Origin of the sequence: Streptomyces sp. NPDC058240, from assembly GCF_042882135.1 — a bacterium.
Taxonomy (GTDB): Bacteria; Actinomycetota; Actinomycetes; order Streptomycetales; family Streptomycetaceae; genus Streptomyces.
The window spans coordinates 1-21,074 of record NZ_JBHVWT010000055.1; the positions used below are offsets into that span (position 1 = coordinate 1).

The window sequence follows — 21,074 nt, forward strand, 5'->3', positions numbered from 1 at the left end:
GGGGTGGTTGAGGTGTCGGGGTGGGGTGTGGTGGCTCGTACGAGGCGGGGTACGTAGGTTTCGCCGTTGCGCAGGGCCAGTTCCGGCTCACCACCGGACAGAATTGCGGCGAGCCGGGGGAGCGGAGGCTGTGTGCCGTCCCAGTCCAACAGGGCGAAACGGTCCGGGTGTTCGGCCTGCGCGGAACGCACCAAACCCCACACGGCCGCACCCGCGAGGTCCACCGGCTCATCGAGCCCGTCACGGGGGCCGACCGCGCCCCGGGTCACCACCACCAACTGGGAGGACGAAAACCGCTCGTCGGTCAGCCACTCCTGAAGGGCCATCAGCACACCGCCGGTGGCTTCGCGCAGCCGCTCCGGCATGTCGGCGGCGCCCGGCCCTTCCGGGCAGGTCAGTACGACGACATCGGGCACCGCGTCGGCCTCCGCGGCGAGGGCTGCCAGGTCGGTGTGCGTCGTGGCGCCGGTCCACTCCCACTGTGTCGCCCGCTCGCCGAGCGCCGCCCAGCTCGTAACACCGGGGTCCGCCTGGTCCGCGGCGACAGGCAGCGTGTTCCATTCCACGACGTAGAGCGGCGTGTCGGCGCCGTCGCGGGCCGCCGCGATCTGGTCGGCCGACACGGGACGCATGGCCAACTGCTCAACCACGGCGACGGGTTGACCCGTCGGGTCGGCGAGGTGGAGACGTACGCCGTCGTTGCCCGCCGGGGTGATGCGTACGCGCAGGGAGGTCGCGCCTGTCGCGTAGACGCAGACGCCGCTCCACGCGAAAGGCAGAGCCGTCTGCCGAGCGCCCTCAGGATCGTCGCTCTGGCCGAGGTCCGTGGCGTGGAGTGCGGCGTCGAGTAGGGCCGGGTGGAGACCGAACGCACCGGCGTCGCCGTGCGCCTCTTCGGGGAGAGCTACTTCGGCGAAGATTTCGCTGCCCTGCTGCCAAGCGGCCTTGAGCCCCTGGAAGTAGGGGCCGTAGTGGTAGCCCTGGGCGGCGAGCTGTTCGTACGTGTCGTGGAGGGGGATGGGCCTGGCGCCCGGCGGCGGCCAGCTGGTCAGATCGAATTCGGCGCCGGGTACGGGGAGTTCAGAATTGAGGCTGCCCGTGGCGTGGAGGGTCCAGGGTGCCGCGTCCGCGGCGCCGTGGGGGCGGGAGTGGATGGTGAGGGTGTGGTCGGGGGCGTTGGTCTGGATGCGCAGATCGGTGTGCTGGTCGGGGTGGAGTGCGAGGGGCGCGTGGAGGGTGAGTTCCTCGAGGTGGGGAGTGTGGGTGTGGTGGCCGGCGTGGAGGGCGAGCTCGACGAAGGCGGTGCCGGGCAGGAGGGTGGTGCCCATGATGGCGTGGTCGGCCAGCCAGGCGTGACTCTGCGTGCTGATGCGTCCGGTGAGGACGGTGGTGTTGGTGCCAGGGGCGGTGATGAGGGCGCCGAGCAGCGGGTGGTCCGCGGGGGCCTGGCCCAGGGTGGTGACGTCGCCGGTGTCAGGGACGGCGTCCAGCCAGTAACGCCGGCGTTGGAAGGGGTAAGTGGGGAGGTTGACGGGGCGGGTCGGGTTGCCGGTGTGGAGGGCGGTCCAGTGGACGGGGTGGCCGCCGGTCCACAGCCGGGCCAGGGCAGTGAGGGTTTCTGGCTGCTCGGGGCGGTTGCGGCGCAGCAGCGGGACGAACACCGCCGTGGAGTCGTCGGGCAGCGCGCCGGGGGCCATGGCGGTGAGGACGGCGTCCGGGCCGACCTCAAGGAACGTCGTCACACCCTCGCCGGCCAGGGCCCGTATCCCGTCCGCGAACCGGACCGCTTCGCGAACATGCGACACCCAGTATTCGGGGGACGTGAGCTCTCCCGACTTGGCGGTACGTCCGGTCACGTTGGAGACGACCGGGATACGGGGCTCGGTGTAGTCCAGCACCTGGGCGATCTGCCGGAACTCGTCGAGCATCGGGTCCATCAGGGGTGAGTGGAAGGCGTGCGAGACCTTCAGCCGGGATGTCTTGCCGCCCTGCGCCCGTACCGCCTCCACCACCCTCTCCACGGAGGCCGCAGCCCCGGAAACCACCACCGCGCGCGGCCCGTTGACCGCCGCGACCGTGGCGTCCCCGACCCCGTCGAGCAGCGCGCGGACCTCCTCCTCGGTGGCCTGCACGGCCGCCATCACCCCGCCCTCGGGCAGCGCCTGCATCAGCCGGCCGCGCGCCGCGACCAGCGCACACGCGTCCGCCAACGAGAACACTCCGGCCGCGTGCGCCGCACCGATCTCACCGATCGAATGCCCGGCCAGCACATCGGGCCGCACACCCCACGACTCCACCAGCCGGAACAGCGCCGTCTCCACCGCGAACAGCGCCGGCTGCGCGTACTCCGTACGATCCAGCAGCGCAGCCTCCGCCGACCCCACCTCAGCGAACAGCACATCCTTCAGAGGCCGTTCCAGCTGAAGGTCGAGATGACCGCACGCCTCGTCCAGCACGGTCGCGAACACCGGGAAGACGGCGGCCAGTTCACGACCCATACCGACCCGCTGCGCACCCTGCCCCGTGAAGAGGAACGCCAGCCGGCCGGCAACCACTTGTCCCTGCACGACCTCTGACGTGCTCTCACCAACTTCGGCCAGTGCTCGCAGCCCTGCGATCAGCTCGTCGCGCCCGGCGCCCGTCACCACCGCGCGGTGGTCCAGTTCCGCCCGCGTCGTCGCCAGCGCGACACCCACGTCCACCGGATCCGGAGCATCCACACGCCCCATCAGGCCCAACAGCCCCGCCGCCTGCGCGCTGAGCGCGTCGCTCGTACGGGCGCTGAGAACCAGCGGCAGCGCTGCCGGGTCCGTGGAGTCCTGCCGCTCCGGGGTCTTTGCCGCCTGCTCCTGCGGTGCCTCTTCGATGATCACGTGCGCGTTCGTACCGCTGATGCCGAACGCGGAGATGCCCGCCCGGCGCGGCCGTCCGTCCGGGGCGTCCCACGGCATGGCCTCGGTGAGCAGTTCCACCTCACCTGCCGACCAGTCGACGTGATGGCTCGGAGCATCCACGTGCAGCGTCTTGGGCAGCATGCCGTACTGCATGGCCAGCACCATTTTGATCACGCTGGCCGCACCGCCGGCGGCCTGCGTGTGCCCGAGATTGGACTTGGCCGACCCGAGTCGCAACGGCCGGTCGGCGGGCCGTTCCTGACCGTACGTCGCCAAGATCGCCTGGGCCTCGATCGGGTCGCCGAGCTTCGTTCCCGTACCGTGCGCGTCGACCGCGTCCACATCGGCCGGGCTCAGTCCCGCGTTGGCCAGGGCCTGCAGGATCAGCCGCTGCTGCGACGGGCCGTTCGGCGCGGTGAGGCCGTTGCTGGCGCCGTCCTGGTTGACCGCGCTGCCGCGCAGGACCGCCATCACCCGGTGACCGTTGCGCCGTGCGTCCGACAGGCGCTCCACCACGAACACGCCGGCGCCCTCGGCGAATCCGGTGCCGTCCGCGGCTTCGGCGAAGGCCTTGCAGCGGCCGTCGGCCGCGAGACCGCGCTGCCGGCTGAACGCGGTGAACATGCCGGGGCTGCCCATGACGGCGACGCCGCCGACCAGGGCGAGTGAGCACTCGCCGTTGCGCAGCGACTGGGCCGCCAGGTGCATGGAGACCAGCGAGCCTGAGCACGCCGTGTCCACCGTCACGGCCGGGCCTTCCAGACCCAGGGTGTACGAGACGCGGCCGGACGCGACGCTGGGCGCGTTGCCGGTCATCAGGTAGCCGTCGAGGCCCAGCGGGGCCTGGTGCACCCGGGTGCCGTACTCATGCACCTCGGCGCCGAAGAAGACACCGGTCCGGCTGCCCCGGAGCGAGGCCGGGTTGATCCCGGCGCGCTCCAGCGCTTCCCAGGAGGTTTCCAGGATCAGGCGTTGCTGCGGGTCCATCGCCAGCGCCTCGCGGGGGCTGATCTTGAAGAAGTCCGCGTCGAAATCGGCCGCGTTCGCAAGGAAGCCGCCCTTGTCGACGTACGACTTGCCAGGCTGGTCCGGGTCCGGGTCGAACATGCCGGGAACGTCCCAGCCGCGGTCGGTGGGGAAGTCCGAGAGCACCTCACGGCCCTCGGCCATCAACGCCCAGAAGTCCTCGGGGGAGTTGACACCGCCGGGGTAGTGGCAGCCGATGCCGATGATCGCGATGGGGTCGTCGTCGTCCCCCGATGTCTGCCGGACGGCCGCGGCGACGGGCTCGGGGGCCAGGCCGAGGGCCTTGGTGCGTACGAAGCGGCTCAGTTCGACCGGGGTGGGGTGGTCGTAGACCGCTGTGATGGGCAGTTCCAGGCCGGTGGCCGCGGACAGCCGGGTGTGCAGGTCCACTGCCGCCAGCGAGTCGAAACCCAGCTCCAGGAACGGGCGTGCGGTGTCCACCGCGTCCTTCGTTTCCGGACGGGCCCGGCGCAGCGCGGCGACGGTCTGCTCGTGCACGATCTCCAGTACGGCGCGTTCCTGCTCGGCCGCGGTCAGCCCCGTGAGCCGCCGCACCAGAGCGGACTGTGGCGCCTCCGGCTTGCTCCTCGGCTTGCCACCGGACTCGGAAAGAACGTTCTCAGACTCGGTCATTCGGTGCACTCCAAAAAGAATTCCGCGGGCGAGGAACAAGGCGGGGAGGGACGGACGGGGAAGGACGGGGGCACGGGCCGGACCGGTGGGCGGTCAGGACAGCGGCCGGTCCCCGTACGGGAACGGCTGGTCGTAACTGCGCTGCACGAAGGACAGCGCTTCGAGCAGGTCTGAGGAGGTGACGGGACGGGCCCGGCGGCCGCCCACCAGGCCGGCAAGGGGCAGCGATCCGGTGTCGGCCCAGCGCAGCCAGCCGTCGCCGTCGATGTGGCTACGACTGCGGCCGGCGTTGTCCGGATGCAGGCAGTAGGGAATGTCCAGGTAACCGCGCTTGAACGCGAGCAGCAGGGCGTGGCCCAGGTCCGGGTGGCTGTTCAGCACCGCGTCGACGAGCGAGCGCGCCTCGGCGTACGTCTGCGAATCCTGCGTCGCGGCTTCCGCGGCCGCGGTGGCCGTGGCAGCCGGCACCCCTGGGCCTCCGGTGGCTACGGTCGTGCGGGCCACCCGGTCGGCGTGCTCCAGCGCGGCCACGTTCTCCGCGATGGTGGGGATGCGCCGGGCCTCGGCGACGGTCTTGACGATCAGCCGTTCCGAGCCGGTGCTGACCGCGAGTTCGGCGGCCTGGCCGAGCAGCCGGTAGCAGCCCTCGGGCGTCGTGGGATACACACCCATGTAGGCGTAGATCACTACGTGCCAGTCGGCGTCAGGCAGCAGCTCCGCGCACAGCCTGCGGAGCGCGAGCACCGCTTCGCGGTCCTGCGCGCCATTGGTCTGCTGGGCGTAGCTGACGGACAGGTCGCCGATCCCGAGACGGTGGAAGAACAGCGCCTCCAGGACGCTGACGGCGACGAGCATGCTCGGCGGGCACAGCTGGCCCAGCATGCAGCCGCCGAAGGTCTCCATGTGGGGATTGGCGCCCCACTCGCGAAGCTGTGCGAACAGGGTGCCGCTGCGCTGCCAGTTGCGCATCGACTCGTCGAGCGGGGTACGGCCGTACGGCAGGCAGTATGAGACCGGGCCGCCCTCGGTGGCGCTGAGCCCGGCCCGCATCAGGGCGACGAAGATGTCGAACGGCACCGCGGAGCCGTGCCTGACCTGCACCGGGAAGTCGTCGGAGAGCACGTCGCGCAGTACCGAACGGGTGGTCTCGACGTCGTAACTGACAATGGGGAAGCCGTTGAGGCCGATGCCTTCCCGCAGCGCCGTCTCGATCGCGGCGAGGTCCCCGACCCGGGTGTAGCTGTCCAGGGTGAGGGTGCCGACGGTGGTGGCGTCGGCACGCCGGGTGGCGAGCAGCCCTTCGCGCATGGTCGCTGGGTCGCCGAACCCCATGCGGGGCTGCACGACGAGTCGGCCGGCCCGGTGCGAGCGGCGTACGAACGCGCCGAAGTCGCCGACCGGGGAATCCGGAGCGCCGGCCGCCCGCACGGCCGAACCGGGCGGGTCCACGGGCCGGGTGCGCGCCGGGATGACGCCGGGCACGGACGTACCCCCCGTACTGCCGGCGACAGCACGGACTGCCGGGCCCCCACCGGACACGGAACCGCTTGCCGGGGAGCCACCCTGCGGGACAACGCTCGTTGGGTCTCCGTCCAACGGGACGTTCCCGGACGCGGCGCCGTCCAGCGTGGCACCGCCGGGCGTGCCGTCCGGTGCCAGGCCCGGCTCCGCACCGGCCGTCGCGGCAACTCCCGGCTCGGCACCGGCCCTGCCGGCGCCTCGCCGGGCCGGACCGTTCTCCGGCGCCGCAGCGAAGCGGTCGTTCACGACAGCGCTCTCTGCGGTATGCCACCGATGAAACGCTGGAAGGCGGCGATCTCCTGCGCGCCGTCCTCGAAGACACTGTCGAAGCCCGCGGCGACCAGTTCCGCCACGCGCCCAGCGCCCTCGCCGCCGGAGATGCCGAGCTTCCCACCGATCACCGCGGGCAGCTCCGCCAGTCCGCGCTCGTCGCGGAGCTTCCTGATGACGCGCAGACCGTCCTGGGCGCCGTGACCGTTGACGCTGCTCAGTACGAGCATGGCCGGCGCGCGCTCCAGGCACTCCTGTACGAGCAGCTCGTCCGGGACACACGGGCCCAGATTCACCACGTCGTACCCCTGCTCCTCGATCAGCAGCTGCATGAACACCAGGTTCCAGGTGTGCGAGTCGGAAGCCAGCCCGCTGACCAGGACCGTCTGCCGGCGTCGCGCCGTGGCCACCGCTGCCGTGTCCGCCTCGGTGCTCGCCGGTCCCGGTCCCGTCAGCTGCCGCGCGAGTAGGGTCATGCCCGCCCTCCACCGACCGGTGCCGGGCCTTCCAACGGGGCCGACGGGGCCAGCGGGACCCGGCTGTGCTCCAGCCGGGACGCGGACACCACCTCACCACCGCGCACCAGCACCTCGGCGGGAGCGGGCCGGCCCAGAAACATCAGGAGGCTCGCGGTGGGGCCGTACGCCCCTGCGTTAGGGATGGTGAGGATGTCGCCGACGCGCAGATTCGGCAGGTCCACCTGGCGGCCGAGCACATCGCCCGGCGTGCACAGCGGACCGACCAGACTGGCGCTCAGCCCTCTGCCGTCCTCGATCTCCGCGGCCTGCTCAGGGCCCTCCGGCTGGACCGCCACAGGCAGCAGCCGGCCCAGGCCCGACATCCCACCGAAGGTGTTGATGCCGGCGTCCAGGATGACGAACGTACGGCCGCGGCTCTCCTTGATGTTGACCACCCGGGTCAGCAGCACACCGCTGTCGCCCACCAGATAGCGGCCGGACTCGCAGGCGAGGTGCGGTGTGCCCCGGCGCCAGTCGGGGAACAGCTCGTCCAGCGTGGTCTCCAGCCGCTCGCGCAGCTTCTCGTACACCGGGCGCTCACCGGGCACGGCGTACGGTGCGGCGAACCCGCCGCCGATGTCCAGGAACCGCAGCGGCAGCCCGTGTTCGCTCTCGAGATCGGCGGCGACCGACAACGTGTGCCGGAACTCCCCGACCAGGCTGTCCTCGTCCCTGGCATTGCTGAGCGGGAAGAAGTGCGCACCCGCGACCCGGGTGCCGGGCACCGCGCGCAGTTTGGGCAGCATCTCGCCCAGCGTCTCGGTGTCGATGCCGAACTGCGAGGGCGTGCCGGTCATGCGGATGCTGGTGGTGGCGCTGGCCGAGGCGCTGTTGATGCGCAGCAGACAGTCGGCCACCACCCCCTGGACACCGGCGGCGGCGCCCACGTGCTCCATGTCGGTGAGGGACTCCACCGAGAACAGCCGCACCCCGGCGCCGATGGCGTCGACCAGCTCGCCGTCCGTCTTGCCAGGACCGGTGTAAAGGATCTCCGCCGGATCGAACCCGGCCTCCAGTGCGGCGGCCAACTCGCCCAGCGAGCTGATCTCGGCCCGGCAGACGCGCCCGTCGCCCGCGCCAAGGGCGCGCAGCACCTCCGGGTGCGGATTGGCCTTGACCGCGCTGAACAGACTGAACGGTTCAGGCAGAGCGTCGAACAGGTCCTGCCGCGCCGCGGCGATCCGGTCCAGGTCGTACACGTACAGCGGAGTGCCGTACCGCTCGGCCAGCTCGGTGTACCGAGTCACTGGTCGCTCCCGTCGAGCAGCTCGGCGAGCTGCTTCTTCTCGTTCTTGCCGTGCAGGGTGAGGGGGAAGTCGCTGAGTACCCGACAGGTCGCGGGAACCTTCTGCCGCTCCAGCCGGCCTGCCAGCTCGCGCAGGATCGCGTGCGGCGCGAGATCGGACTCCACGAACAGCGCCAGGTCGTGCCGGTCCGAGGGCGGCAGCACCGCCGCCTGCCGCACGCCGGGAATGTCCATGGCGGCGGCCTCGATCTCGATGGTGCTCATCCGGATGCCCTTGCGCTTGAACATGTCGTCGCGGCGGCCCTGGAAGTACAGATAGCCGTCCTCGTCGAGAGAGCCGTAGTCCCCGGTGTGCAGCCGCAGCTCTCCGGAGGGCTCGTGGCGGCGGAAGTTGCGCGCGCTCACCTCCGGATTGCGCCAGTACCCGGGCATCACGTGCGGGCCCGCGGCGACGATCTCGCCGGACTCCCCGGCGGGCACGGGCTCGCCGTCCTCGCCCAGGATGAGGACCCGGGTGCCGGGCAGCGGCAGACCGACCGAGTCGGGCCGCTCGCGGTCCTGCCCCGGCGGCATGATGGAGACGCGCTTGCATTCGGTCTGCCCGAACTGGCGGACCACACGCACACCGGGGAACGCGTCGCGCAGCGTCTCGATGGTCGGCTGGGGCAGCGCGGCACCGGTGTTGGTGAACATCCGCACCAGGGGCGCGGGATTCTCGGAGCGGCGCGCCAGCGTGGCGATCATGGTGGCCAGCGACGGCACGATCGGGACGACGGTGGCCCCGCTGTCCCTGATGGCGGACAGCAGCCGGAGGTCCGACTCGCCGTCGGCCAGCACGATTTCGCTGCGCCCGACCGCGCACATCAGGACCTTGTACAGGCCGTAGTCCCAGGACATCGGGAAGCGGCAGAACACCACGTCGTCGGGGCGGTAGCCGAGCACCTGGACCATCGACCGGGTGGCGAAGGTGATCTGCGCGTGCGGGCAGATCACCGCCTTCGGGGCGGCGGTGCTGCCCGAGGTGTAGACGAGGACCGCGGGCTGGTCCGGCGCGACGTCGACCGCCGTCTGCGGCCGCGGGCCCCGGTCGGCGATCTTCTCCACCTCGCTCCACACACCGCCGAACGGGTGGACGGGGGCCGTGGTGACCGTGCTGAGCGTCTCGTGCTGTCCCTCGGCGCCGATGACCAGGGCGGGCTCGGCGTTCTCCAGCACCGAACGCAGGTGGAATGCCTTCATGTTCGGGTTGAGCGGTACGAAGACGACTCCGCGCCGGGACGCGCCGTAGAACAGGGCGACCAGTTCCCGGTTGGTCGGCAGTTGTACGACCAGGCGATCGCCCGGTCCGAGACCCTGCGCCTCCAGCCAGTCGGCGAAGGCGCGGCTGTACTTGTCGAGACTGGCGTAGCTCCACTGCCCGTCGGCGTCGCTGACCGCCGCCGATGAGGGCGTGGAGGAGACGGCCTCGTCCAGCAGGGTGTGGACAAGGCTGCCATGACTGTGGCCGGGCACGGGGACCCCGTGCACCGCGCCGGAAGTGCTGTCCAACGCTCTTCTCCTGTCAGGTCGTCGGCGTGCTGGGCTTGCTGGACGTGCTGGTGGTCTCAGTGGTGGCGCCGGGGGCGCTGCGTGTACGGGCCGCTCCCAGCCACGCCTCGGCACGGCCCCGCAGTACACCCCGGTCGGTCTTCCGGTTGGAATTGAGCGGGAACTCGTCCAGCCGCCAGTAGTGCCTGGGCGTCATGCCCTGCGGCAGGACCGCCCGCAGCTGCCGGGCGAACGTGGCGGCGGGCACGGCCGAACCGGTGTAGAAGACCGCGAGTTCGGTGCCCGAAGCGCCGGCCACATCGACCGTGACCGCCTCGGTGACGCCCTCGCAGCCGCGCAGCGCGTGGTCGATCTCGGGGAGCTCCACGCGCCATCCCGCGATCTGCACCTGCGAGTCCAGCCGTCCCAGGTAGGCGAGTTCGCCGTCCTCGCCGATTCGCCGGACCCGGTCTCCGGTGCGGTACCAGGTGCGCTCGTCGTGCTCCAGGAAGCGGCCTTCATTGTCGGCCGGATCCAGGTAGCCGCGAGCCATCTGAGGTCCTGTCACACACAACTCACCCTCATTGGGGGCAGGTTGACCGCCTTCGTCGAGCAGGAGGTGGTCGTGTCCGTCGTTGACCCGGCCGATCGGCACCACACCGTTCACCGCGATCCCCGGGGAACGCTCCGGCTCCCACCGGTGCGCGGCGATCGTGATCGTCAGCTCGGTCGGTCCGTACAGGTTCTCCAGCGTCGAATGCGGCGCGGCCGTCTGCCAGTCGGTGGCGTCCTGACAGGTCAGTGCCTCACCGGCGAAGAAGCTCCAGCGCAGTCCGGACAGCGCGCCGGGAACCAGCCCTCCGAGCCGGCGCACCAGCGGGATCGCGCTGGGCGTGGAGAACCACACCGTCGTCCGGCTCTCGGCCAGGAAGGTCGGCATCGCGCGGTACGCACCGGGCGGCGCCCACAGTGCGGTCGCCCCCGCACCCCAGGCGCAGAACAGGTCGAACATCGCGCAGTCGAAGTTGAGGTCGAAGGTCTGGGAGAAGACGTCCTGCGGCGTGAAGTCGTAACGCTCGTCCTGGAGCCGGAAGTAGTGCGAGGCACTTCCGTGGCTGATCGGCACGCCCTTGGGGCGGCCCGTCGACCCGGAGGTGAACAACACGTACGCCGCGTCGGCCGGCCGCACCGGGCGCGGCCCGCTCAGCGCGCCGGCCGCTTCCGGGACGATCCGGTCGACACTCGGATGCGTACCGGGTCCGCAACCGGGCGCGAGGACGGGCAGTACGGTGTCGGGGCCACCAGTGTCGAGCGGCTCCTCGCCGTCCGGCCCCGGCGCCATCAGCTCCGGCAACTGCGCCCAGCCGGCCTCGTCGGCGATGACGGCGGACACCTGAGCGGCCCGCATCATGCGGCGGGTGCGCGCCGGGGGGAAGCCCGGTTGCAGCGGCACGACGGTGGCTCCCGCGTACAGCGCGGCGAGGATGCCGACGTACGCGTCGACTCCCTTCGCCGCCAGCACCGCCACGGTGCCCGGCGGTTTGCGCACCGCGCGCAGCAGCGCACCTGCCCAGACGAGCGCCCGCTCGTGCGCCTGCTCGTACGTGACCGAGTCGGCCCCGACCCGTACCGCGTCGTTGCGCGGCGCCAGGTCGACTCCGCGCAGAAAACGCCCGTGCAGCGCCTCTCCCATGGCTGCGTCCACTGCTCCTCCTTCGATGCTCGACCCTGCGGGTCCCGGGTGCCGCGGATTCAGGCGGCCTGCTCCTCGACCAGACCGGACAGCACCTTCCACAGCACACCGGGGGTCTGGAACGTCTCCTGGCCGAGTGCCTCGTCCTGGAACCGCACGTCGTACGTCTGCTCCAGCGCCGCGAGCAGCTCGACGATGCCGAGCGAGTCCAGGCCCAGGTCGCGCAGCGTGGTGTCCTCGGCGAGCTTCTCGTCGGCGCCGAGGAACGGCAGGAACCTGCGTAGCAGATCCTCGAACTTCTGGTCCCACATGGTGAATTGCCTTTCGGGGGAGGTGAGAGAGGAACGGTTCAGGTACGGGCGGGCTGCGGTCTCGGCTGGAGAGCGACCCGCGGCGTGACCGGTACCACCTCGAAGTTGGACGTCGTGCGCCGCACCCGGCCGAAGAGACTGTCCTTACCGGCCACGCACACGGTGCCGACGCCGGCTTCGCGCAGCGCGTCGACGACCGCGGGCCAGCGCATCGGGCGTACGCAGCTGTCCAGCAGCATGGTGCGCACCCCCTCACCCGTGGTGATCAGCGAGCCGTCCTGATCCGCGACGACCGGGATCCGCGGGTCGGCGAAGTCCAGGGGCCCGAAGACCTCTTCCTGGGCGCGGGCGCGCAGTCCTCCGAATGCCGAGCAGTGCATCGGCGGCCGCATCGAGTACAGCGACATGCCGCCCAGTGAACGCAGCCTGGGCTTCAGCCATTCGAGGTTGTGCTCGCGCAGCGTGAGCATGTAGAAGTCGTCGTCGATGTAGCAGGAGATCTCGTACGTCTCGCCGCGTTCGTCCAGCTCCGCCAGTACTTCTCGCAGCTTGTCCTCGGGCACACGCACGAAGGAGTGGGTGACCAGGTCCTTGAACTCCGTACTGAAGTAGTCCTCCAGCAGGCGCGCGAATCCGGCGGTGGCGCGGACGGCGTCGGGGAAGTCCAGCGCGCCGCTGAACGCGGCGGCCGGCTTCTCGCCGAAGCTCGGGCCCGTGCACAGCTCGGCCTCGATACCCAGCGTGTGCCCGGCCCACTGGGCCAGCGCCAGCGAGTTGACCATGAACGCGACCTGGGCGTATTCGCTGTAGTCGCCCTCGGTCTGCCGGTAGCGGTCGAGCAGCGAGTACCCGAGGACCTGGTCGGCGGTGGCGATCAGCTTCCGGGCGTAGGGGTTGATGACCATGAACTTCCCGACCTCCGCGAAGGGGGTGGGCCCCATGCCGGGGAAGATCATCGCGGTACCGGTCGGGGATGCGGTGGTCATGTGCATGGTCCCTTCGAGATGTACAGGCATACGGAGGCACAGACGTTGAGTGGCGGGGGTGATGGAGCGGGCGGGGCGGACGGGTACGGGGAGCGGTGCCCGTACCCGTACCGCTACTCCTCGGGAGCGAGCAGCACGCCGGTGCTGGTGTCGTGCACCGTGATCGCGGACACCGGGCAGGTCTCCGCTGCGTCCAGCGCCGCCTCGTCGGGTTCCGTCGTCCCGACCCGCGGGTAGGACTTGCCGGACCGCAACTCGAAGTGGCCGGGAGCGTAATTGGCGCACACCGACGCGCCGATGCAGGCCGTCCGGTCGACGGCGATGGCCCAACTGCTCACCAAGTCACTCGCAGCCGCTTCGGACCGCGCACCAGCATTCCCTGCTTCCAGACGACACTGTCCTCGACATCGGCGATGTCCAGGGTGGGGAAGCGCTCGATGAGGGTGCTCAGCACGCTCTGGAGCTCCATCCGCGCGAGCTGGGCGCCCAGACAGTGGTGCGGCCCGTGACCGAAGCCGATGTGCGGATTGTTCTCGCGGGTCACGTCGAGCCGCTCGGGGTCCTCGAAGATCTCGGGGTCGCGGTTGGCCGAGGCCACCGAACCGAGCACCGGTTCACCGGCCTTCACCGTGACATCACCGAACTGGACGTCCTCCAGGGCGTACCTGGCGAACATCGCGGAGTAGTTCAGCGGGATCCAGCGCACCAGTTCCTCGACCGCCTGCGGCACCAACTCCGGTTTCGAGCAGAGCAGTTCCCACTGGTCGCGCTGGCTGAGCAGTGCGTAGAGGAAGTTGGGGATCTGCGAGGCGGTCGTCTCGGTGCCGGTGATGAGCAGGCCACCGGTCACATGCATGACCAGCTCCTCCTCGCTCAGCCGGTCGCCGTCCTCGTCACGCGTCTTGACCAGCGCGCCGAGCAGGTCCTCGGTGGGATTGCGACGCCGCTCCGCGACCAGCTCGCCGATGTAGGCGAACAGCTCCTTGGCGTTGCGCTCCATCTCTTCCCACGGCAGCGCCGTCGTGGAGACCATCGCCTCGGACCAGACGCGCAGCTTGGGGCGGTCCGCCGCCGGCACACCCAGCATCTCGGAGATCACCGTCACCGGCACGGGGACGGCGAAGTTCTCCACCATCTCGAAGGGGCCGCCCTGCTCGACCATGGTGTCGGCCAGACCGTTCACGATCCGCTGGGTGTCCGCGCGCATCAGCTCCACGCGGCGCCCGGTGAACGCCTTGGCGACCAGCTTGCGAAGTCGGGCGTGGTCCGGTGCGTCCATGCCGACCAGGCCGTCGTCCAAGTGCTCGCCGGGGTGGGTGCGCGGCTGGTTGCGTGTCCTGGCCATCGCCCGGCTGAAGCGGGGGTCGGCCAGGACGGTGCGTACGTCCTGGTAGCGCGTGGCCAGCCAGGCGGGTTCGCCGATCGGGAACTGCACCCGGCTCAGCGGTTCCTCCGTACGCAGCTTCGCGTACATGGGGTCGAGTATGAGCCGGTCCGGCTCGCTGAACGGATATGCGCGAACCTCCTGAGCAGTGGTCACCCGCGTGCCTCATCCTTCAAGTTGTTGAGTTCTTGGTGTTCTTGGATTTCCTTGAGAAAACCGACCATGACCGAGGTGAAACGCTCGGGCTCTTCGATGTGCGGCATGTGACTGGATTCCTCGAAGATTTCCCAGCGCACTTTCGGTATGCGCTCGAAATAGGGTCGGACGGTGGCCGGTGTGGCCTCGTCGTAACGCCCGCTGATCAATAGGGTCGGTACTTCGATGTGCGGCAGCCGGTCTTCGACCGACCAGTCCTTGAGCGTCCCGATGACATGGAATTCATTGGGCCCGTTCATGGCGTGGTAGACGGTCGGATCGTCATTGATCTCCATGAAGGTGGCCAGATAGTCCCGGGGCCACGGAAGGACGCGGCACACATGACGGTCGTAGAAGACCCGCATGGCCGCGAAGTATTCGTCGGTGTCCGTGGTGCCCGCGGCCTCGTGCTGGAGCAGCGTCTCCTGTACCTCTGGCGGAAGCTGCTCCCTGAGCACCTTCATCTCCTGGAGCCACAGCGGCATCGACGCCGGTGAGTTGGCGATCACCAGGCCGCGTAGTCCGGCCGGCCGGTCGGAGGCATGAGCCGCGGCCAGCATCCCGCCCCAGGACTGACCGAACAGAATGTAGTTGTCGGCCACTCCGAGGTGCCGCAACAGGTTGTCGAGTTCGTCCCGGAAGAGCTGGACGGTCCAGAAGTCCGTCCCGTTGTCCGGCAGCCGCGTCGACCCGCCGTTCCCCAGCTGGTCGTAGTGGACTACCGGCCGGCCGGCCTCCGCCAGGGCCGTCATGCTCAGCAGGTAGTCGTGCGTGCTGCCGGGACCACCGTGCAGTACGACGACGGGTGGCAGTCCGCAGCGGAGATCCCCGGTGACGCGGTACCAGGTCTTGTAATCGCCGAAGGGGGCGGTTCCTCTGGCGGTCGGTGTCGCGGGCATATTCCCACCCCAGGTCAATGTTTCGCAGCCTTCAACGGGAAGAACGCTATAGCAGCGAAGTAGTCAGGCAGACCCCTAGCAGCCCCTATGAGCCCTTAGTTGAAGGGCTTCTTCGCCGACCCCTGGATATGGTGGTTCACCAAGTGATTCTTAAGAGTGCCCATAGCTTCGGTATTTGCGTAGGGGCCCCTGTCGGCGACCGCTAGTAGGGGTGGCTAGGGGGGGCTATGGGTGGTCGGCGGATGAGGGCCGCCCGTAGCGTTCGGATGGACAATCCGACCGGGTTCAGGGGGTTCTTGGGTGGAAAGCGAGAAGAAGCTTCTCGACTACCTCAAGCGAGCGACGGCCGATCTTCGGGAGGCACGCCGCCAGTTGCGCGAAGCCGAGCGCAGGGAACACGAGCCCATCGCGATCGTCGGCATGAGCTGCCGCTATCCGGGTGGCGTCACATCTCCCGAGGAGCTGTGGCAACTACTGGAAGCCGGCCGGGACGGAATCTCCGGATTCCCTGCCGGGCGTGGCTGGGACATCGAGGGACTGTACGACCCCGACCCTGACCAGCCCGGCAAGACCTATGCCCGTGAGGGCGGATTCCTGCACGACGCGGCCGACTTCGACGCCGAGTTCTTCGGCATCGGCCCGCGTGAGGCGCTGGCGATGGACCCGCAGCAGCGGCTGCTCCTGGAGGCCTCCTGGGAAGCACTGGAGCGCGCCGGGCTCGACCCGCACTCACTGCGCGGCAGTCGGACCGGTGTCTTCGCCGGAGTGATGTACCACGACTACGCCTCGCGCCTGTCCAGCATTCCGGACGAGGTGGACGGGTACATCGGCAACGGCAATTCAGGCAGCGTCGTGTCGGGCCGCGTCTCCTACGCCCTGGGGCTGGAAGGCCCGGCGGTGACGGTGGACACGGCGTGCTCGTCGTCGCTGGTGGCGCTGCACTGGGCGGTACAGGCGCTGCGCAACGGCGAATGCTCGCTGGCCCTGGCCGGCGGTGTGACGGTGATGTCGACGCCCGACACCTTCACCGAGTTCAGCCGGCAGCGCGGGCTCGCGGCCGACGGCCGCTGCAAGGCCTTCGCCGAAGCCGCGGACGGCACTGGGTGGGGCGAGGGTGTGGGTGTGTTGTTGGTGGAGCGGCTCTCCGACGCCCAGCGCAACGGCCACCGCGTGCTGGGAGTGGTACGGGGCAGCGCGGTCAACCAGGACGGGGCAAGCAGCAGTCTGACGGCACCGAACGGCCCGTCGCAGCAGCGGGTCATCCTGCAGGCACTGGCAAACGCGCGGCTGCGTCCGGCTGACGTGGACGCGGTGGAGGCGCACGGTACGGGTACGAAGCTCGGCGACCCGATCGAGGCGCAGGCGCTGCTGGCGACGTACGGTCAGAACCGTTCGGACCAGGGCCCACTGTGGCTCGGATCGGTGAAGTCGAATCTGGGCCATACACAGGCTGCGGCGGGTGTGGCCGGGATCATCAAGATGGTCATGGCGATGCGTCATGGTGTGCTGCCCAAGACGTTGCATGTGGATGAGCCGTCGTCGAAGGTGGACTGGACGGTGGGGCGGGTGGAGCTGCTGACCGAGGCGGTGGCCTGGGACAGTGAGCGGCCGCGCCGGGCGGGAGTCTCGTCGTTCGGGATCAGCGGGACGAACGCGCACGTGATCATCGAAGAGGCGCCCCAGGAGGAGACGGCCCCGGAGCGTCAGGATGCCGCGCAGCCGACGCTGCCACTGTTGCTCAGCGCGCGGACCGATGGTGCGCTGCGGGCACAGGCGGCCGGTCTGGTGGGTCTGCTGGAAGGGGCGGAGGCCCCTCATCCGGTGGATGTGGCCCTGGCCCTGGCCACGTCCCGTGCGCAGCTGGAGCGTCGTGCGGTGGTCACCGGTGCGGAGCGTGGGCAGTTGCTGTCCGGGCTACGGGCACTGGAGGCCGGCGAGGAGGCGGGTGTCGTGCGGGGCACGGAGGGAGAGGGGCGGCTGGCCTTCCTGTTCACCGGACAAGGCGCCCAACGCCCCGGTATGGGACGCGAACTCGCCGCAGCCTTTCCGGTGTTCGCGGCAGCCCTGGACGAGGTGTGCGGACACCTGGACCCCCTGCTGGACCACCCCCTGAAAGACGTGCTCTTCGCTCGGGAGGGTTCGGACCTGGCGGTGCTGCTGGACCGGACGGAGTACGCCCAGCCCGCCCTGTTCGCTGTCGAGACGGCCCTGTTCCGCCTGGTGGAGTCGCTGGGTGTACGCCCCGATCTGCTGGCCGGGCACTCCATCGGCGAGATCAGCGCGGCGCATGCCGCCGGCGTGTTCTCCCTCGCCGACGCCTGCACCCTGGTCGCCGCGCGCGGCCGCCTCATGCAGGCCCTGCCCGACGGCGGCACCATGGCCGCCCTCCAGGCCACCGAAGACGATGTCCGCACCCACCTCAACGGCGTCGGCAACGCGGCGATCGCAGCGGTAAACGGCCCTCGCGCAGTGGTGGTCTCCGGCACGGCGGCCTCCGTCGACAAGGTCGTGGAGGCGGTACGCGCCCAGGGCGGCAAGACCTCGTACCTGAAGGTCTCGCACGCCTTCCACTCCCCGCTGATGGACCCGATGCTGGACGAGTTCCGCACGGTGGTGTCGGGCCTCGCCTACAGCGAGCCCCGTACCCCGGTCGTCTCGAACGTCACCGGACGCACCGCCACGCCGGGTGAGCTCACGTCCCCCGACTACTGGGTGACCCACGTCCGCGAAGCCGTCCGCTTCAACGACGCCATACGCGCCCTGGCCACCGAAGGCATCACCACCTACCTCGAAATCGGCCCCGACACGGTCCTCACCGCCATGGCCCCCGACGCCCTCCCCGACGACACCACAGCCACATTCATCTCCCTCCTGCGCCGCAACCGCCCCGAGGAGGCCGAGACCCTCACCGCCCTGGCCCGCCTCTGGACCAGTGGGCACACCGTCAACTGGCCCGCCCTGCACACCGGCCGCCCCGCCCGCCCGGTCGATCTCCCCACCTACCCCTTCCAACGCCGGCGCTACTGGCTGGAGTCGGCCCCGGGCGCCGGCGACGTCACCACCCTCGGCCAGGCCTCCGCCCGTCACCCCCTGCTCGGCGCCGTACTCCACCGCGCCGGCACCGACGAATCCATCCTCACCGGGCGCATCAGTACCCGCACCCACCCCTGGCTGGCCGACCACAGCATCATGGGCGCCGTGCTTCTGCCCGGCACCGCGCTCGTCGAACTCGCCATCCACGCCGGTGACCACACCGGCACCCCCCACCTCGAAGAGCTCACCCTCCAGGCGCCGTTCGTTCTCGCCCCGGAGCAGGCTCTCCAGCTCCAGATCACGGTCGGGCCCCCTGACACGTCCGACCGCCGCACCCTCACCATCCACTCACGCCCGGACTCGGGCGACGTACCCAGTGATGCGCCCTGGACTCAGCACGCCCAAGGCACTCTCACTCCCCAACTCCCCTCGGTCGAGGCTGACTCCATCTCCGATCTCAGCAACTGGCCGCCCACCGGCGCCCATCCCATCACGTTGCACGACACCTACGAAGACCTCGCCACCCAGGGCTACCACTACGGCCCCGTGTTCCAGGGGCTCAAGGCCGCCTGGCGCGCCGGCAACGACATCTACGCCGAAGTCGCCCTCCCCCCGGAAGCTCACCAGGACGCCGGCGCCTTCGGCGTCCATCCGGCCCTGCTCGACGCTGCCCTCCATGCCAATCTCTTTGATGAGGGCGACAGCCAGGCCAGTGCCGAAGGGCCGCGGCTGCCCTTCGCGTGGAGCGGCGTTTCGGTGCACGCGGCAGGTGCCACCTCATTGCGTGTACGCGTGACGTCCCATGGTCCTGACGAGGCGTCAGTGCTGGCCACGGACTCGACCGGTGCTCCGGTGATATCGATACGTTCGCTGGCCGCGCGTGCCGTCAGCGCCGAACAGCTGGCGGCGGCCGGTAGTGACGACGACGCACTGCTGCGGCCGAGCTGGGCCGAGCGGGCCGGATGGTCTCCGTCCGAGGAACCGGCCGGCAGCTGGGCGGTCATCGGCAGCAGCGAGGACGACCGGCTCGTGGCGGCTTTCGGCGCCGAGGCTCCGGTGTTCTCCGATCTCGCGGCACTCAGGGCGACGTCCGGCCCCGTACCGGACTTCGTGGCCCTCGCATGCACAGGAGCCCTCGCGTGCACAGGAGGCGAGGATCACGGAACCGGTCTGCTGGACCGTATGCGCACCGCGATGGTCCGTGTGCTGGAGGCCGTGCAGGAGTGGCTGGCCGACCCGGGGTTCGTCGACTCCCGGCTGGTGATCCTCACCAGCGGCGCGGCCGGCCCCGACGCCGAGCCCGGCACGGCCGTGGACCTGGTTCACGCTCCGTTGTGGGGCCTGGTGCGTTCCGCACAGGCCGAACAACCCGGCGGGAGGCTGCTGCTCCTCGACTGGGACGGCACCCCGGCCTCCGCACAGCTTCTGCGATCTGCTGCAGCCACTGACGGGACCGAACTCGTTCTGCGTGACGGCAAGTTGTTGGAACCGCGGCTCGTGAGAGAGCAGCAGAGCGCAGTCGAGGCCATCGGCGCGCCCCGGGGGGATCCGGAAGGCACCGTACTGATCACGGGCGGAACCGGCGGCCTCGGTGCCGCTGTCGCCCGCCACCTGGCCGCGCGGCACGGCGCCCGCCGGCTGCTGCTGGTCAGCCGTCGCGGTGAGAAGGCGCCCGGTGCTCTTGAACTTGCTCAAGAACTGGCCGAGTTCGGGACCGAAGCGGTACCGGTGGCATGTGATGTCGCGGACCGCGCCGCACTGGAGAAGCTGCTCGCCGAGATCCCGTCCTGTCACCCCCTCACGGCTGTGATCCATACAGCAGGTGTGGCCGACAACAGCCTGATCGAGACGCAGACCGCGCGAAGCGTGGACTCGGTACTGCGTCCCAAGGCGGACGCAGCCTGGCATCTGCACGAGCTGACGCAGCATCAACCACTTGTCGCCTTCGTGCTGTTCTCCTCCACCGCGGGCCTCTTCGTCGGCGCCGGACAGGCCAACTACGCCGCCTCGAACGTCTTCCTCGATGCCCTCGCCCGCCACCGCAGGACCCAGGGCCTGCCTGCTCTCTCCCTCGCCTGGGGCCTGTGGGCCGAGACCCAGGGCATGGCGGGCCGGCTGACCGAGGCCGATCTGGAACGGATACGGCGGATGGGCATGCGCCCGCTGCCCACCGGCCGGGCGCTGGCCCTGCTGGATTCGGCCATGGCTGTCGACGCCCCGGTGCTCGTACCGGTCGGGCTGGAGGCGGCGGTGCTGCGCTCGCCGGGCGGACCGGTGCCCGCGCTGCTTCGTACGCTCGTACGCAATCCGATGCGCCGCGCCGTCCCGGCCGCGGCGACAGCGGCTCCTGCGGCGGCCGCCGAAGCGCTCTCGCTGCGGCTGTCCGGCCTGTCGGAGGCCGACCGCGACCTCCTCCTCCTCGATCTGGTCCGGGACAGCGCGGCAGCCGTGCTCGGTCACGGCAGCGGCCAACACATCGACCCTGAGCGGGCGTTCAAGGACATCGGCTTCGATTCACTGGCGGCCGTCGATCTGCGCAACCTGTTGGGCGCGGCCACCGGCCTGCGGCTGCCGGCGACCCTCGTCTTCGACTTCCCCGCGCCGGCCGTGCTGGCCGCGCACCTGGCGGCCGAGCTCGTGCCGGCCCTTTCCTCGGGGCAGTCGCTGTTCGCCGAGATCGACCGCCTGGAATCGGCTCTGCTCGCCTCGCCCCCGGACGAGGGCGAGCGCGACGGGGAGCATGCGGAAGTCGCCGCGCTACTGGAGACACTGGTACGCAAATGGCGGGACCGGCGCGGTGCGGGGCAGGACGCCGTAGTCCGTGCGGATTACGAGTCGGCCACCGACGACGAGCTGTTCGCCGCTCTGGACGGCGAAATCGGACTCCCGTAGCAGGAGCCGGGCCGACGGCACCGACGGCCCGGATGCCCTCCCCGTA

10 protein-coding genes and 2 pseudogenes are annotated in these 21,074 nt (G+C 70.2%); 1 reads left to right on the forward strand and 11 read right to left on the reverse strand.

What is annotated here, in order from left to right:
- From ACFVX4_RS36895 to ACFVX4_RS36945, 11 genes and pseudogenes are all read right to left on the reverse strand, one after another.
- Positions 1 to 4,496 (reverse strand): annotated as a pseudogene (locus ACFVX4_RS36895) (beta-ketoacyl synthase N-terminal-like domain-containing protein); the annotation flags it as partial.
- Positions 4,497 to 4,646: 150 nt separating this feature from the next.
- Entirely contained in the window at positions 4,647 to 6,002 is a 1,356-nt protein-coding gene (locus ACFVX4_RS36900) for a methylaspartate mutase (protein WP_389986400.1), read from the reverse strand.
- A 314-nt stretch (positions 6,003 to 6,316) separates the two neighbouring features.
- The gene (locus ACFVX4_RS36905; protein WP_389986384.1) at positions 6,317 to 6,820 is read right to left on the reverse strand and encodes a cobalamin B12-binding domain-containing protein; all 504 of its coding nucleotides are present in this window, start codon (positions 6,818 to 6,820) and stop codon (positions 6,317 to 6,319) included.
- Entirely contained in the window at positions 6,817 to 8,109 is a 1,293-nt protein-coding gene (locus ACFVX4_RS36910) for a type III PLP-dependent enzyme (protein WP_389986387.1), read from the reverse strand. Before ACFVX4_RS36910 ends, ACFVX4_RS36905 begins: the two co-directional genes overlap by 4 nt.
- Positions 8,106 to 9,635, reverse strand: coding sequence for an AMP-binding protein (locus ACFVX4_RS36915; protein WP_389986403.1), 1,530 nt, complete (start codon positions 9,633 to 9,635; stop codon positions 8,106 to 8,108). Before ACFVX4_RS36915 ends, ACFVX4_RS36910 begins: the two co-directional genes overlap by 4 nt.
- A gap of 34 nt (positions 9,636 to 9,669) precedes the next feature.
- Positions 9,670 to 11,328 (reverse strand): AMP-binding protein, encoded by a 1,659-nt coding sequence (locus ACFVX4_RS36920; protein ID WP_389986406.1) that lies wholly within the window; start codon positions 11,326 to 11,328, stop codon positions 9,670 to 9,672.
- A 59-nt stretch (positions 11,329 to 11,387) separates the two neighbouring features.
- Entirely contained in the window at positions 11,388 to 11,639 is a 252-nt protein-coding gene (locus ACFVX4_RS36925; RefSeq protein WP_389986390.1) for a phosphopantetheine-binding protein, read from the reverse strand.
- A 38-nt stretch (positions 11,640 to 11,677) separates the two neighbouring features.
- Complete coding sequence (locus tag ACFVX4_RS36930; RefSeq protein ID WP_389986393.1) at positions 11,678 to 12,625, reverse strand: ACP S-malonyltransferase; 948 nt, start codon at positions 12,623 to 12,625, stop codon at positions 11,678 to 11,680.
- Positions 12,626 to 12,738: 113 nt separating this feature from the next.
- On the reverse strand, positions 12,739 to 12,963 hold the full coding sequence (locus ACFVX4_RS36935) for a ferredoxin (RefSeq protein ID WP_266430973.1): 225 nt from the start codon (positions 12,961 to 12,963) through the stop codon (positions 12,739 to 12,741).
- Positions 12,960 to 14,165: a cytochrome P450 gene (locus ACFVX4_RS36940; protein ID WP_266430974.1), complete on the reverse strand. Its 1,206-nt coding sequence runs from the start codon at positions 14,163 to 14,165 to the stop codon at positions 12,960 to 12,962. Before ACFVX4_RS36940 ends, ACFVX4_RS36935 begins: the two co-directional genes overlap by 4 nt.
- A complete protein-coding gene (locus ACFVX4_RS36945; protein WP_266430976.1) occupies positions 14,162 to 15,103 on the reverse strand; it encodes a proline iminopeptidase-family hydrolase in 942 nt (313 codons plus the stop codon). Before ACFVX4_RS36945 ends, ACFVX4_RS36940 begins: the two co-directional genes overlap by 4 nt.
- Positions 15,104 to 15,445: 342 nt before the next feature.
- Between ACFVX4_RS36945 and ACFVX4_RS36950 the strand changes: the two are divergent.
- Positions 15,446 to 21,028: pseudogene (locus ACFVX4_RS36950) on the forward strand (SDR family NAD(P)-dependent oxidoreductase); the annotation flags it as partial.
- Positions 21,029 to 21,074: the final 46 nt, after the last annotated feature.

Excerpts from the sequence above, each read along its gene's own strand:
- ACFVX4_RS36905 (WP_389986384.1), bottom strand. The coding sequence starts at position 6,820 with ATGACCCTACTCGCGCGGCAGCTGACGGGACCGGGACCGGCGAGCACC.
- ACFVX4_RS36920 (WP_389986406.1), bottom strand. The coding sequence starts at position 11,328 with ATGGGAGAGGCGCTGCACGGGCGTTTTCTGCGCGGAGTCGACCTGGCG.
- ACFVX4_RS36925 (WP_389986390.1), bottom strand. The coding sequence starts at position 11,639 with ATGTGGGACCAGAAGTTCGAGGATCTGCTACGCAGGTTCCTGCCGTTC.
- ACFVX4_RS36930 (WP_389986393.1), bottom strand. The coding sequence starts at position 12,625 with ATGACCACCGCATCCCCGACCGGTACCGCGATGATCTTCCCCGGCATG.
- ACFVX4_RS36945 (WP_266430976.1), bottom strand. The coding sequence starts at position 15,103 with ATGCCCGCGACACCGACCGCCAGAGGAACCGCCCCCTTCGGCGATTAC.